The organism is Acinetobacter sp. CIP-A165, from assembly GCF_000367985.1.
In the GTDB taxonomy this organism is placed as follows: Bacteria; Pseudomonadota; Gammaproteobacteria; order Pseudomonadales; family Moraxellaceae; genus Acinetobacter.
The window spans coordinates 1,223,904-1,239,250 of the sequence record NZ_KB849202.1; the positions used below are offsets into that span (position 1 = coordinate 1,223,904).

Genomic DNA, 15,347 nt, shown 5'->3' on the forward strand with positions numbered 1-15,347 from the left:
CTTTCATGTAAAATCAGCAACAATTTTTAAATAACACATTTGTGAGTGGTTTCATGGGTTTTAATTGCGGTATTGTTGGTCTGCCAAACGTAGGTAAATCTACATTATTTAATGCATTAACAAAGGCGGCTATTGCTGCTGAAAACTTTCCGTTCTGTACCATTGAGCCCAATACAGGGATCGTTCCTGTACCAGATCCACGCTTAGATAAACTTTCTGCGATTGTAAAGCCACAACGTATTATTCCAACCACAATGGAGTTCGTTGATATTGCTGGTCTGGTTGCTGGTGCATCTAAAGGTGAAGGTTTAGGAAACCAATTCCTTGCCAACATCCGTGAGACCGATGCGATTGCACACGTAGTACGTTGTTTTGAAGATGAAAATGTCATTCATGTAAATGGCAAAATTGATCCATTAGATGACATCGCAACCATCAATACCGAGCTTGCACTTGCTGACCTTGATACGGTTGCAAAAGCACTTTTACGTTTAACAAAGTCAGCAAAAGGCGGCGACAAAGAAGCGCTTGCAACCAAAGCTGTTTTAGAAAAAATCCAGCCATTACTTGATGAAGGCAAACCAGCGCGTGCTGCTGATCTTTCTGATGATGATCGCAAATTAATCCGTGGTTTTGGTTTAATGACCCTTAAACCAACCATGTATATTGCAAACGTAGCAGAAGATGGTTTTGAAAATAATCCGCATCTTGAAGCAGTACAAAAACTTGCTGCGGAAGAAAATGCAATCGTTGTTCCGCTTTGCAACCAAATCGAAGCTGAGATTTCATTACTAGAAGATGAAGATCGTGCGGAGTTTTTAGAAGCAATGGGCATGGAAGAACCGGGCTTGAACGTGGTGATTCGTGCGGGTTATAAACTTCTTGGCTTACAAACTTACTTCACTGCGGGCGTACAAGAAGTTCGTGCTTGGACCGTAAAAGTAGGTGCAACTGCGCCACAAGCGGCAGGTGTGATTCACACTGACTTTGAAAAAGGCTTTATCCGTGCTGAATGTGTTGCTTACGATGATTTCATCCAATACAACGGTGAAAGCGGTGCGAAAGAAGCAGGAAAATGGCGTTTAGAAGGTAAGACATACGTTGTTCAAGACGGTGACGTACTTCACTTCCGTTTTAACGTTTAAATCAGTTTTTGATTTCCAAGCCGCTAATAAAGACCTTATTAGCGGTTTTTTTTGAATCTGTATTTTAAGAAACAATCTGCTGCTTCATATCCATCGCTGCACGTTTCATTTGTGCTTCTTTTAAAATACGTTGGTGTAAAGATTTACGGAATCCGAGTAGAAAAACAAACTCAGCCAAAACGAATAATGGACCAATCGCTAAACCAATCAGATCATCGACGAATGCAGGCTTTTTCTTTTCAAAATAATGCCCAACAAATTGAAATAGCCAGCCTACGATGAAGATACCAACACTTGCACCAAACCAACCCCACGTTGCTAAAGCTGCGATTTTCAAGGCCAATGGGTAAATCAATACATATAAGATCAGCATTAAAAAGCCAAACAACTTATCCAATGAAATATAGTAAATGCTACTTAGCACAATCAGTAACATTGCCAAAGTTACCGAAAAGCCTGATATTTCTACTCCAACGCGTGCGGTTAAACATAAAATTGAAAAAACAATTAAAGGTATCCCTATAAAATGGGTCACAATATTATTACGATCTAAATGATAAGCAGCATATTGACTAAGTAGACGTTCCAAATTTGTCATTATTCATTCCTCATTTCATTGGTTTATACTGCCACTCTATAAGAAATCTAATTGTGAAGTTGTCATGTAGCTGACAAATGGATTTATTTTTTGCAAAGGAAATTTTGTGTTAGAAGCAACTTATATCAAACATTTGCAGCAAAACTCGTGGTTTAATCAACTTACAGAAACTTTCCAGCAATTTATTATTCAACATAGCCGAAAATATACAGTAGAAAAAAACGCTGCTGTGTTTAACGCTCAAGATCCTTTTGATGGTGTATATGCTGTACTCGAAGGTTCAATAAGCTTGGGTTATATAGACGTAAATGGTAATGAAGCGATTGCTGCCATTGCTGAACCGATTATGTGGTTTGGTGAAATTTCATTAATCGATAAACAACCGCGTTCACATGATGCGATAGCTCTCAGAAAAAGTGTAATTCTACAAATACCTGCTCAGCCATTAAATGATATCTTGGCGCAGTATCCTTATTATTGGTATTACTTTGCACTGCTCACCAGCCAAAAATTACGCTACGTCTTTTTAGAGCAAATCGCTATTCAAACACAAAGTCTTACGCAACGCTTGGCGCAACGTTTACTGTTTATTTTGGAAGGCTATGGCAATCGTGCTTCTATTAACGATCTGAATATTCAAATCTCGCAAGATCAACTTGCCAATATGCTGACAGTATCAAGACAAACCATAAATCAAGCACTCAACCTATTTGAAAAGCAAGGCGTAATTCAACTTGGCTTTAAAAAGATTGAAGTGATTGATCTTGAAAAATTGATCACCTTATCAAAAGTAGGTGATCTAAAAGACTAGAATTATCCGAGCGAATAAAGTCTAAAATTAGCAAGTCCAAGTGACTCCGCTCCAAATATGCCACTGTCGACATCGTTCACCGACAATGGCATCGTTATTATTGTGAAGGTGGGTCTAAATGAATACCCATTTTCCCAACACGTTTCTCCCAAAGTTGTCTTGCCAACTTCTGCATATCCTCGACCTTGTCACCTTCATCAAGAATTTCAATACCAAGTAAAGTTTCAACCACATCTTCCAATGTGACTACACCTTTGGTATCGCCATACTCTCCAACCACAAGCGCAATATGTTGACGTTGTTCCAGTAAGATTTCCATTAATCGAGATAAAGGTGTTTTTGCCATGACCGTTATGATTTCCCTGCGGAACTCATTAATCGAATGCCCACCTTGCCCGTGGTTTTTAGCAACCAACAAATCTTCACGTAGTACAAATCCAACCACACTATCCAAATCATTATCATAAATTGGTATACGTGAAAAATTAGAACTTGTCGGCATAGATAACACCTCATCGACCGTCAAATCTTTCTGTAACGCAGAGACAACGATTCGTGGTGTCATCACCGTACTGGCATCAAAAGACTTAAAAAGAAAAAGGTTACGGATAATTTTAGATTCTCGATCATTCAACATCCCCTCTTCTTTACCAATACCTGCCATCGCAACAAATTCATCACGGCTAAATTGCTGAACTTTTTTGCCACCAGAAATGAGCTTAGTCAGCTTTTCTGAAATGAGAATTAATGGATACATGATTTTGATTAGGAAATTGACATAAATCACTGTCAAACCAGCAAGTTGACGCCAATACACGGCACCTAATGTTTTTGGAATGATCTCTGAAGCAAATAAAATCAATAAGGTCATAACCGCGGAAAAAACGCCAAACCAGACTTGACCAAATACGGTGACTGCTTTTGCACCAGCACCAATCGCCCCTACTGTATGCGCTATTGTATTTACCGTCAGAATCGCAGCGAGCGACTGATCGATATTATCTTCTTTTAATCGTCTTAATTGTTCGGCTTTTTTAGGATCGGTTTCGTTTAGACCTGCGACATAACTCGGTGTGATACTGAGTAAAGTTGCTTCTGCAATCGAACATAGAAAGGAAAAGAATAATGCTAAAAAAACATATAGTAAAAGAAGCAATGCATCCCCACTAAGGGCGGAAGCGAAAGAGAATTGACCAATATTTTCAGAAATTAAACTGGGAGTATCCATATGAGAACTTGGCTTTTAGCCACAGGTTCCTTACGTAATTGAGGAAATTCATCCTACTTATTCGCCACAAATGAGTCAATCGTTTCAGCGTTTTTTAAAAATTATTCTTTTACAATTTATGATTTTATTAAAGCTAAGCATCTCAACAACAATGACGAAAAGAATGAGTATTTAAACGGCAGAATAAGATTTTTGTTCTGCCGATACCTAAACTAAAAACATATGCGAGCTAGAAATTGAGAACGATGAGAAGCTGATAATTGAGCTTATTTCGGTGACGTATTACCTAAAGCAGGATTATCAATTGCATCTTTACATTGAGCTTTATCACGCTCATAGCTTACTTGCTTTTGCGTAGCGCCATTCGCATTGTCTCTCACATCTCTTGCCCAGCTATCTAAACTGGTTAGGGCTTTACGACAGAGCGCATACTTCCCCTCAGTAACGGAGTCCGTCATTTTGACATTAATCCGCCAATCTGTACTCAGTTGACGTATCGGCTTTCTCACTTTTTCTTCAATATCATTCACTTGTTTATTGTAAACAATTGGATCAATTTCATTGATCAGTTGCCATGCAGCATTTGCATAACTGGTTGCATCATTTGTTAGTTTCGGCGCAGGTTTAATCTCAACTCGTTTTTCGGTTTCGTTGTTTGAACTACCGCATGCAGCCAATAAAAAAGTGCTGCACAACATTATTGTCGCCACACGAGTTTTGCTATTAGACATATCAGATCGCCGATGAAACATTTGGGCTTTATGCTAGTCAATTTAAACAGAATTCTCAATCATTGTTACTTATTTACCAAGCGAATGAATCCCAGACTCAACTCACTGGTTTTATGCTACTGTTTTTAATTCTTTATCGACTTTATTCATTTTGAATAAACTTCTTTGATAAATCCCCTTGCAGAACTTCAATCGTTCCTCACGCTCTCAATGGGAAAAGTCTAAAGAGGATAAATAATGATGAAAAAAGTCTAATCATCAACAATACGTATGAACACAATCACGGAGCAAATGATAAATGTCCCAAATAAAAATTTATGCGCTGAATAAAACGATCACTCAATTTAGAGATCAACTTTCAGATGCCATCCATCTAGCTTTGGTGACAAGTTTGAGCTATCCAATAGAAAAGAAATTTCAACGCTTTATTGCTTTAGAGCAAGCCAATTTCATCTATCCTAATGATCGTAGTGACAACTATACGATTATTGAAATTTCAATGTTTGAGGGTCGTACAACTGAGGCGAAAAAGCGCTTGATCCAAACAATATTTGATAATATTCAACAACAATGCGGTATTTCACCCCAAAATATCGAAATCACAATTTTTGAAACACCAAAAGCCAATTGGGGCATCCGTGGACAAAATGCGGATGAATTACAGCTAAACTATCAAGTAAATGTCTAAACAGATCACTATCATTTTAAGCACTATATTTTGTCTAACAAAAACCATTTTTTTTGTATCAATTAGAGCTTAATTTAACCTTAAGTTCTGCTATGCTTAAACACAAATTACTCAGGATAGGATTATTCGCATGAGCGTCACGCTAGGAACTCCACTTCAATCTTCGGCATTTAAAGTTTTAATGTTAGGTTCTGGAGAACTAGGTAAAGAAGTCGTCATTTCTTTACAACGCTTAGGGGTCGAAGTACACGCCGCAGATCGTTATGATCATGCACCTGCCATGCAAGTTGCACATTTCGCTTATACCTTGAATATGGCTGATCCATCTGCATTAAAAAAATTAATTACCAAAGTTAAGCCAAATCTTATTATTCCTGAAATTGAAGCGATTGCGACTGAAGTTTTAATTGAAATTGAACAAAACCAAACCGCAACAGTGATTCCTTCTGCCAAAGCAGTCAACTTGACCATGAATCGTGAAGGTATTCGTCGCTTGGCTGCCGAAGAACTCGGTTTACCAACCTCTGCTTACCGCTTTGCAAATACACTAGAAAGCTTCCGTGCTGCTTGTGACGATATTGGTTATCCAAATTTTGTAAAACCAGTGATGTCTTCATCTGGTAAAGGCCAGTCTCGCGTAAAAAGCTTTGATGAAGTCGATGCCGCTTGGGAATATGCCATGCAAGGTGGACGTGTCAATCAAGGCACGGTCATCGTTGAATCACAAATTGATTTTGATTTTGAAATTACCTTATTGACAGTTCGTGCCAAAAATCCAGAAACAGGTGAAATTGAAACTCACTTCTGCGACCCAATTGGGCATCGCCAAGATGCGGGTGATTATGTGGAAAGCTGGCAGCCTCAAGCCATGACTGCGGCTGCATTGCAAGAATCAAAACGAATTGCCAATAAAGTAACTACCGCTTTGGGTGGTTGTGGTATTTTTGGGGTAGAGTTATTTATTAAAGGCGATAACGTGTGGTTCAGTGAAGTCTCACCTCGCCCACATGACACTGGACTCGTCACTTTAGCATCACAATTTCAAAATGAATTTGAGCTGCATGCACGTGCAATTTTAGGCTTACCTGTCAACACGGCTCGTCATAGCATTGCTGCAAGTGCAGTGATTTATGCAGGTGTAGATTCAAACAATCTAAGTTTTACTGGCTTAAATCTTGCTTTAGCTAATCCAGATACTGACTTACGCTTATTTGCTAAACCAGAGGGTTTTAAACGCCGCCGTATGGGTGTTGTCACCGCTCGTGCAGAAAGTACAGATTTGGCGCGTGAGCTCGCACAACAATCAGCTGACCAAGTGAGCGTAAAAACAAACGTTTAAACTTCCCTTGCATTGCAACAATCACAACTCGCCCTCTTGTATACAGAGGGACTTTGATAGAAGACCATTTTCATGATCAATACTTCTCCATTGTTGAACTACGTCACCAGTCATCATGATATTCAAGCCATTAATCAATGGCGAAAAGATGTAGAGAAACAATTACAAGAGAGTTATGAAAATGGTCAATCTATTCGTGACGTTATTAAAGCCCGCTCTAACTCGATTGATGAAGCACTGATATTTCTATGGAATCATGCTGGTCTCGATCAAACTGAATTAGGTTTATTTGCTGTCGGTGGTTATGGCCGTCGTGAAATGCTGCCTTATTCAGACACTGACATTATGATCTTGTCAGACGATGAGTTCAGTGAAGAACAAGAAAAGCTGATTTCTACTTTTATTTCATCGCTTTGGGATGTCGGTAATTTCAAACCGGGCATCAGCGTTCGTACGATTCAGAACTGTGTTGAACAAGCAACCAATGATTTAACCGTAGCAACTACGCTGATCGAAGCCCGTTTGATTACTGGAAATGAACAACTGGCAAAATGGCCACGTCGTATTGTTGCACAAACATGGACAGATCAAACCTTCTATGATGCCAAAATGGCAGAGCAAGCCAAACGCTATGCTCAACATAACAATACTGAGAGTAATTTAGAGCCAGATATAAAAAATGCACCGGGTGGTATCCGTGATATCAATCAAATTGGTTGGATTGCAAAACGCCACTTTCGCGTCAACCGTATCTACGACCTCGTTCATTTAGGTTTTATTACTGAGTTTGAGTTGGGTGTATTAGAAGAAGCTGAAAGCTTTTTATGGGAAATTCGCAACCATCTACACCGTTTAGCAAAGCGTGATGAAAACCGCTTGTTGTTTGATCACCAACGTGAAATTGCTGCAAAATTTGGCTATGTTCGTGAAGAAGGTCAGTCGGTAAATTTTGGCGTTGAACAGTTTATGAAGCGTTATTATCGTACTGCGCAACAGGTTTCCACGCTAAGTGAAATGCTACTGGCTTATTTCAACGAATCCGTCATTACTCCTCGCTTAACTGAATATGACCGTCAAATTATAGAAATCAATGAACGTTTTAAAATCGTAGATGGTAAACTTGCAGTTCAACATCATAAAGTTTTTTCCGAAACACCAAGCGCAATTTTAGAGCTATTCTATTTATTGGCAAATCGCCCAGAAATCACAGGCATACGTGCTCGCACCTTAAGACTACTCGTGCTTGCAGCGAAACGAATTGATCAGCGTTTTAGAGATGATCCCGAACACCAAGCGCTCTTTATGTCGATTATTCGTTCACCCAATCGACTGTACGAAACAATGGTCTCGATGAAACGTTACGGCGTTTTAGGCAATTACATCCCCGCTTTTGGGCAAATTACGGGATTGATGCAATACGACCTGTTCCACATTTATACAGTGGATGCACATACGTTATTATTACTTCGCAATTTAAGCCGTTTTAAAGAACCAGAATTCGCCAAAGATTTTCCTGTTGTCAGTTCAGTTTTCCAACGGATTTCTAGGCATGATATTGTCTACTTAGCGGCAATTTTTCATGATATTGCCAAAGGTCGTGGTGGTGACCACAGTGAGTTGGGTGCAATTGATGCAATTAAGTTCTGCCGAACACATGGCTTTACTGAGCGTGAATGCAAACTGGTTGCATGGTTGATCAACAACCACCTACTCATGTCTCTCACCGCACAGAAAAAAGATATTTCCGATCCTGATGAAGTAAAGGAATTTGCTGAAAAAGTCGGTGATATGGAGCATTTAGATTATCTCTATACACTGACTGTTGCTGATATTAATGCGACCAATCCAAACTTATGGAACACTTGGCGCGCCTCTCTGATGCGTCAACTTTATACCTATTCGCGTGATGTGGTACGTTCTGGTTTAGGACGCCCAGTTGATTATCAAATGCTGATTGAAGACACCAAATTTGCTGCCAGCGAATTGCTCGTCAATGATTTTTCATTGGCTGAAGTTGAGAAAGTCTGGCAAGAACTTGGCGATGACTATTTTGTCAAAGAATCAGCAAACGAAATTGCATGGCACACTCAGGCGATTTTACAGCACGGTGACAATCCTGAACCTTTAGTGCTTTTACGCGCGCATCGTAATGCGGCTGAAGATGCAGTTCAACTCTTTATTTATACACGAGATAGACCTAATCTATTCGCGACAACTGTTGCGGTGTTGGACCGTATGAATCTTGATGTTCAAGATGCAAAAATTATCACCGCAAGTACAGCCTTTAGTTTAGATACTTATTTGGTTTTGGATCGTTTTGGTACTTTACTCACCGATCCTGAGCGTGAACACAAAGTAAAAACGGCATTGGTTGAAGCACTTAATCATTCAGACCAATACCCAGGCATTATGCAACGCCGTATACCACGTCATTTACGCCATTTTGATATACAAAATACGGTTGATATTGTACTTAACCCAACTTTACAACAACACATGGTCGAGATATCAACACTTGACCAACCGGGTTTACTTGCACGTATCGGCGGGCTATTTATGCTGCAGGGTCTAGACATTCACTCTGCTAAAATCGCAACACTGGGCGAACGTGCCGAAGATATTTTCTTTGTCACCAAGAAAAATGGTGTGTTGCTAACGGATGAAGAAGTTAAAGCGTTTGCGGAAATGCTCAAAGCAGCTTTGGACGAAGCATCAAATCAGATCTGCAATCCAACTTAACTTTTTAATTTCCATCAATAATTGGGCGTATTCGATACGCCCCTACATGTGGTAACTGTTTAAATGAACTCAAGCTTGTCATTATTGCATCCCTATCCTTTTGAGAAGTTAACGCAACTTTTTAAAGATGTGCAACCTGCCAATTTACCGTTGATTCCACTCTCAATCGGTGAGCCTAAACACCCTGCTCCTGAGTTTGTTAAACAAGCGATTATTGATAATTTTTCACATTTATCGACTTATCCAAATAGTAAGGGCTTACCTGAACTGCGCCAAAGTATCGCACAGTGGCTGACTCGACGTTTTAAATTGAATCAAATCAGTGCAGACGATCACATCTTGCCAGTTTCAGGCACACGTGAAGGCATCTTCTCTTTTGTTCAAGCATTGATTAAACGTGAAGATGCGCCCTATATCGTGATGCCAAATCCTTTTTATCAAATTTATGAAGGCGCAGCGTTACTATCTGGTGCAACGCCTTATTTTATCAATTGTACTGAAGAAAATGGATATTTGGGTGATTTTGATGCTGTACCTGCCGAAGTGTGGCAAAAAACAGCATTATTATTTGTCTGCACACCGGGCAACCCAACAGGTGCTGTACTGTCTAAAGAACAATTTAAAAAGTTGATTGCACTTTCAGATCAATACGATTTTGTGATTGCATCTGATGAATGTTATTCAGAACTTTGGTTTGATCAAGCACCGATTGGGTTGCTAGAAGTTTGTGCAGAAATGGGACGGGATGATTATAAAAACTGTATCGTGTTCCATTCACTCTCGAAACGCTCAAACTTACCGGGCATGCGCTCAGGCTTTGTTGCAGGTGATGCCGCATTACTCAAACCGTATTTGCAATACCGTACTTATCACGGTGCAGCAATGCCAGTACAGAATCAATTGGCTTCAATTGCAGCATGGAATGATGAAGCACATGTTGAAGTAAATCGTCAACAATACCGTGCCAAATTTGATTTATTCCAATCGGAATTGGGCCATTTATTGCCATTAAAAAAACCTGATGCAGGTTTCTACTATTGGCTAAAAGTTGATAATGATGAAACTTTTGCCAAATTGCTGATGGAAAAAGCGCACATCAAAGTTCTACCGGGTCGTTACTTATCTCGTGATACCGAACAAGGCAATCCGGGCGAAGGTCATGTTCGAATAGCGTTGGTTGCCGATTTAGCGCAATGTGAAGAAGTGGTTAAACGCTTGAAAGCGATACTTTAAATTAAATATGTCAGGAACTCATGTTTCTACATGGGGTCCTGACACTAAAAGCAATTATCTTAAAACCTGTATTTGATACCAATGCTTACAATAGAATACTTATTCGCAATTCCAGCCCCACCAGAATTCACACCTTGTGTATTATCCTCATTATCAATAATTAATGTATCACCAACATTCATCTTAAATTCATTCCAACTATACTGTGCAAATAGTTGTGTATCAGGAACAATATAATAACCTGCATCGATCGTAACAGCATAGTAATCACCTTGATCCGCTCTACTGTAAAAGTCTGTATTTCTCAATGCATGATCATCATAATCATAGGATTTAACCCAAGGACTATATTTTACCACCCCACCAAATTCAAATTTTTCGTAATTATATTTTCCACTTAAACCAATGTAGGGAACTTTATATTTCTGTTGATAACCAATAACTTTTTTCCCATCTTCAAAAGAACCAATAATGGTCTGACTACTACCAGGAATGAAATTACCATTATCATCTGTCTCTGGATACCGATACTTTCCACCATAAGCTGTAAAAGAGTATCTATTTTCTTGATAGCCAACAAGTACACCCAGTGAGAAATCCTCTTTATTGATCAATAAGCCCTCAAAATTAACATCAAATTCATTAGCATAATTTAACTTTGTTCTAGGGTGATGAGACCAATTCGTAAGTTCATTTGGATTATTCTTATTTGTCCAATCATAATCATTCATTAAAGCTCCATTTTTAGATATCGTAGTCCATCCATTTAAATTCAGGCTAACAACAGGGAAAAACTCCCATCTAATTCCAGTATTTAAAACAGGTGAGTTATCAATATCCCAATCTAATTGAGATAACCTTACACCATTAGAAAGCACTGTTTCTACACTTTCAGCATTCGTAAGAATGCCAGTTGAAATTGAAGTACTAACGCAATTAAAGCAAAAACTTTTAGTAACTTTATCTTTTGCAAAAACCGATGTTGAACATAATGTTGCTAATAAAACTAAAACAATATTTTCTTTCATAAAATTACACCCTTTAAATAATATATTTAAAATATCACTGTTTACTTCTTGTTCATTGATATCAAGTTTATTTAAACTGCACTATGATTTCTACTTTTAACACAACAATTTATTTTATATTATAGAAAACTAGAGTCAACAAGTTCAATGCATTTTCTTTATGTCAAAATCAATAAATTATTAAAAGTATACAGACCACCCCGCTTAATTCCATTCAAACATTTTCTATTTAAAGACTACAACCATAATTAAAAAATTACATTTGATTAACAATTTTAAAAAAATCTTTATTTTACTTATTCACAAATAAAATCAACAATATAATTAAACAAAAAGGTAAATAAAATCTCATTAAAAAAAGAAACTTATTTTATTAATAAAGCAATAGATTGACAAATATGGGATCTATCTTTTAATTTATTAATGAACTCAGGAACCATTTATATTTTCCAGTAGATCATACCAAAAACAAGGAATTTCTATGAAAATAATTAAGTGTATTGGATTACTAATTTTAGCACTCCCCCTAATAACTGGCTGTGCCGTTCCAAACGATAAAACCGAATTCCGTGGTGCAGGCCTTACCTATAATGCAGATATTAGCACCGACAGAAATGGCAACTATGTCGCCGCAGTAGAAGCTGCACCTCTTGCAGGCCGAAAAGGAGGCGCTGAAGCTTATGCACTTCAAAATGCCAATAAACACTGCAACAATCAAAACAAAACAGTGCAAGTAATAAAAAATGAAACTAAATTACATTTACTCGTTAATGGTGTTGCTCGATTAACCTTTAAATGTGTTTAGTTTATTTAAACTTATTCTTAATTAAATATACCTATTTCACAAATCCCTTTTGTTTCTCCATATAGGCGAAATACAAAGAGACTAAATAATAAAAATCATGGACTATTTCGAGGTCAAAATCACATGAATCCTAAAATCATATTTTTTACACCAATAACTTTAGCACTCTTATGGCTCGGCACGATTCACTCAGCACAAGCCGAGACAACCGTTAAGTGTGAATCTAAAAAATTTGAGTACAATGAATGTTACGCAAAATCATTTTCTAAACCACAACTCATTCATCAAATCTCACAGTCCTCCTGTATTTTAAACCGTAGTTGGGGCTTTAATCCAAAATCTGGTTACCTATGGGTTTCTCAAGGTTGTGCAGGTGTCTTTGCAGATCAGAATGGCTATCATCATGGTAAATCAGGGACATACGATCAAGGTACTCGTACTTACGGTTCTGATGGCAGTGATACAGGTGCAGCTGTCGCAGGTGCAATCTTAGGTGCTGTTATTCTTGGAGCACTAGAGTCATCAGATCACCATAAAAGCCACTCTTCACAAAAATCAAACTACGATGGTTGTCATGGTGTTGGTTGTGATGTCACCCCTCCACCCAAGAAACAAAAAAACATAGATACTCGTCCACAATTTGATAAGGATGGCAATCCGAACTTTGATACACATGGAAACTGGATTGGTTGTCATGGTACTGGCTGTGATGTCGACAATCCTGATTATTAACCAATGAGCCACCTGTACTAAGAGATAGGCATTGGAATCATTGCTCATGACAAAATCAAAAATTTGGTTATCTATTCTTTTTACACCTTTACTTCTGCTTGCCGCATGTAATAAAGAACCGACTACAATCAAAGAGTCAGAATCAGCAAAAGTTACCACTAAGCAGCAACCTAACTGTAAAGCAGACATTGTTGAATTAAGCCCATCTCTTCGTGAAGAATATGCACGTCGGGTTGCCAATTACACCAACCAAAAAGTGAATAGTAACGATATTCAAATACAAAAAGTAATCTCTATTAGTCATTGGAGTGCTGCAAACATAGCGACTCAAATCAGTGACCCTGCATGGTTTGTTTTTGAACAAAAAAATGGAGAAATGCAAGTCAAAGATGTTTGGGCAGGTATCGCTGAAGAAAGTGACCATCAAATGTTGATTGATCGGATCACCAAACTGGGCGCACCTGAAGATTTTGCCTATTGTTTTGCTGATGCTGTCATTCATATCGATACAAACGATGAGTATAAAATCGCTTTCTCTTTCCTACAGGATGCAGTGAAAAACAACGACAAGCTCGTCGTTGCAAATATGGTGAGCTATCCTTTTAAAACCAAATTAAACAATGCTAAAGCGATTCAAAATGCTGAAGCATTTGTTCAAGACTACGATAAAATCCTAACACCACAAATTAAAGACGTAATCCTCAAGCAAAAATATGATGAGGCATTTACCAACCAAGATGGTCTGATGTTTGGTGATGGTGAAGTATGGTTAAGTTCCATTTGTAATGATGAAGCATGTGAAAACAGCGAAGTATTCATTACAGCAATTCAACAGGTTGAAAAATAACATTTCCAAACGCTTCTTCCCTTTAATCAGTTAATGATTAGTAAAAGGAAAATCATATAACCGACGTCTTTCATACACTCTTTGTGTTTCTTCTGATCGAGGAAACACAAAGAGTGTATGAAGCGATGCTAAGCATAACCCCAACAGCCCCGAATATTCATTTCATTTACGATTGACCATCTGGTGAAATCTTGGTCTATACTTAGCCATCAAACTTTGGTGAACAATGGAAAGATGGCTTCTCAAACTCCCCAGAAAATAAATAAAAAAATTTGGCTCGTTTTGGCAATCATTATTGTACTGGTGATTATCTTGGTCACAATACGGCAAGTTGGGACTGCTAAAAAACCAACCAATGTAGACAAAAAGAAACCTGAAACAACTGAACAAAAAGCTGCCCTTACGGTTACAGTCGTTCAACCCGAACAGCAAAATTGGAAACAAACCTTTACTGCCAACGGAAACGTTGCCGCATGGCAAGAAGTCGTGATTGGTAGCGAACTATCAGGTCAACGTCTCACTAAAGTAAACGCCAATGTAGGTGATGAAGTTAAGCGCGGACAAGTTCTCGCAGAAATAAATAGCGACACCATTCGCGCTGACTTAGCCGCCGCAAAAGCCAATTATGCAGAAGCTCAAGCAGTACTTAGTGATGCCATCACCAATCACAAACGTATCCAACAACTCAAAAATACTGGGGCAATTTCCGCTCAAGAATCCACGCAATATCAAACCTCTCAAGCAACTGCGCAGGCTCGTTTAGATGCTGCCAAAGCACAAATTGAAAGCCATCAATTACGTTTAGCACAAACCAAAGTGATTGCACCTGACAGTGGGGTTATTTCTGCACGAAGTGCCACAGTGGGTTCATTAGCACAAACAGGCCAAGAGTTATTTCGTTTGATTCGAGATCACCGCTTAGAATGGCGTGCAGAAGTCACTACAACTGACCTATATAAATTAAAACAAGGCATGACTGCTCGCATCTTTTCACCTGACCCAACTCAACCTGCAATCACAGGCAAAGTTCGAATGATTGCCCCTGTGATTGACCCACAGACACGTTATGGTCTGGTCTATGTTGATTTACCAACAACCCAAGCCGTTCGCATGGGAATGTTTGTCAAAGGTGAATTTGATCTAGGCGAAAAATCAGCCCTAACCATTCCGCAAACCGCATTGTTATTACGTGATGGTTTTGCGTATGTATTTATCCTCGACAATGACAATCGTGTAACCCAACAAAAAGTCACTGTGGGACGACGTTTAGGCAATCGTGTGGAAATTATAGGCTTAGCAGCGAATGTAAAAGTGGTTTCTTCTGGGACAGGTTTTTTAACGGATGGCGATCTCGTACATGTCGCCAAAGCTATCCCCGACACGCCGCTTAGCAAACAGCTTGTGACCACACAGGAGCATTAAA

At 38.7% G+C, this 15,347-nt stretch carries 14 protein-coding genes; 10 read left to right on the plus strand and 4 right to left on the minus strand.

Annotation, left to right across the window (positions count from 1 at the left end):
• The first annotated feature begins 53 nt into the window (after positions 1-53).
• The gene (ychF, locus tag F991_RS11325) at positions 54-1,145 is read left to right on the plus strand and encodes a redox-regulated ATPase YchF (protein ID WP_004671467.1); all 1,092 of its coding nucleotides are present in this window, start codon (positions 54-56) and stop codon (positions 1,143-1,145) included.
• A 64-nt stretch (positions 1,146-1,209) separates the two neighbouring features.
• On the opposite strand, the gene F991_RS11330 is transcribed toward ychF, so the two are convergent.
• Positions 1,210-1,743: an Mpo1 family 2-hydroxy fatty acid dioxygenase gene (locus tag F991_RS11330; RefSeq protein WP_004671469.1), complete on the minus strand. Its 534-nt coding sequence runs from the start codon at positions 1,741-1,743 to the stop codon at positions 1,210-1,212.
• A gap of 106 nt (positions 1,744-1,849) precedes the next feature.
• Here F991_RS11330 and F991_RS11335 point away from each other — a divergent pair, with 106 nt between their 5' ends.
• The gene (locus F991_RS11335; RefSeq protein WP_004671471.1) at positions 1,850-2,554 is read left to right on the plus strand and encodes a Crp/Fnr family transcriptional regulator; all 705 of its coding nucleotides are present in this window, start codon (positions 1,850-1,852) and stop codon (positions 2,552-2,554) included.
• Positions 2,555-2,651: 97 nt separating this feature from the next.
• On the opposite strand, the gene F991_RS11340 is transcribed toward F991_RS11335, so the two are convergent.
• Positions 2,652-3,782: a CNNM domain-containing protein gene (locus tag F991_RS11340; RefSeq protein WP_004671473.1), complete on the minus strand. Its 1,131-nt coding sequence runs from the start codon at positions 3,780-3,782 to the stop codon at positions 2,652-2,654.
• Between the two features lie 266 nt (positions 3,783-4,048).
• Positions 4,049-4,513 carry a hypothetical protein gene (locus tag F991_RS11345; RefSeq protein ID WP_004671475.1) on the minus strand — a complete coding sequence of 155 codons (465 nt, stop codon included), beginning with the start codon at positions 4,511-4,513 and terminating at the stop codon, positions 4,049-4,051.
• Between the two features lie 298 nt (positions 4,514-4,811).
• Between F991_RS11345 and F991_RS11350 the strand changes: the two genes are divergently transcribed.
• The 4 genes from F991_RS11350 (at position 4,812) to dapC (ending at position 10,512) form a co-directional block, all read left to right on the plus strand.
• On the plus strand, positions 4,812-5,201 hold the full coding sequence (locus F991_RS11350) for a tautomerase family protein (protein ID WP_004671477.1): 390 nt from the start codon (positions 4,812-4,814) through the stop codon (positions 5,199-5,201).
• Positions 5,202-5,322: 121 nt separating this feature from the next.
• Entirely contained in the window at positions 5,323-6,540 is a 1,218-nt protein-coding gene (gene purT, locus F991_RS11355) for a formate-dependent phosphoribosylglycinamide formyltransferase (RefSeq protein WP_171063484.1), read from the plus strand.
• 72 nt (positions 6,541-6,612) lie between these two features.
• A complete protein-coding gene (gene glnD / locus F991_RS11360) occupies positions 6,613-9,279 on the plus strand; it encodes a [protein-PII] uridylyltransferase (RefSeq protein WP_004671481.1) in 2,667 nt (888 codons plus the stop codon).
• 63 nt (positions 9,280-9,342) lie between these two features.
• On the plus strand, positions 9,343-10,512 hold the full coding sequence (gene dapC, locus F991_RS11365; protein ID WP_004671484.1) for a succinyldiaminopimelate transaminase: 1,170 nt from the start codon (positions 9,343-9,345) through the stop codon (positions 10,510-10,512).
• 59 nt (positions 10,513-10,571) lie between these two features.
• Here the strand turns inward: dapC and F991_RS11370 are convergent, their stop codons facing one another.
• Complete coding sequence (locus F991_RS11370; RefSeq protein WP_004671485.1) at positions 10,572-11,540, minus strand: omptin family outer membrane protease; 969 nt, start codon at positions 11,538-11,540, stop codon at positions 10,572-10,574.
• 481 nt (positions 11,541-12,021) lie between these two features.
• Between F991_RS11370 and F991_RS11375 the strand changes: the two genes are divergently transcribed.
• The 4 genes from F991_RS11375 (at position 12,022) to F991_RS11390 (ending at position 15,346) form a co-directional block, all read left to right on the plus strand.
• Positions 12,022-12,345, plus strand: coding sequence for a hypothetical protein (locus F991_RS11375; RefSeq protein WP_004671486.1), 324 nt, complete (start codon positions 12,022-12,024; stop codon positions 12,343-12,345).
• A gap of 123 nt (positions 12,346-12,468) precedes the next feature.
• On the plus strand, positions 12,469-13,077 hold the full coding sequence (locus F991_RS11380) for a DUF3011 domain-containing protein (protein ID WP_004671487.1): 609 nt from the start codon (positions 12,469-12,471) through the stop codon (positions 13,075-13,077).
• Between the two features lie 46 nt (positions 13,078-13,123).
• On the plus strand, positions 13,124-13,924 hold the full coding sequence (locus F991_RS16860; RefSeq protein ID WP_004671488.1) for a hypothetical protein: 801 nt from the start codon (positions 13,124-13,126) through the stop codon (positions 13,922-13,924).
• A gap of 234 nt (positions 13,925-14,158) precedes the next feature.
• Positions 14,159-15,346, plus strand: a complete 1,188-nt coding sequence (locus tag F991_RS11390) for an efflux RND transporter periplasmic adaptor subunit (RefSeq protein ID WP_004671489.1) — start codon at positions 14,159-14,161, stop codon at positions 15,344-15,346.
• Position 15,347: the final 1 nt, after the last annotated feature.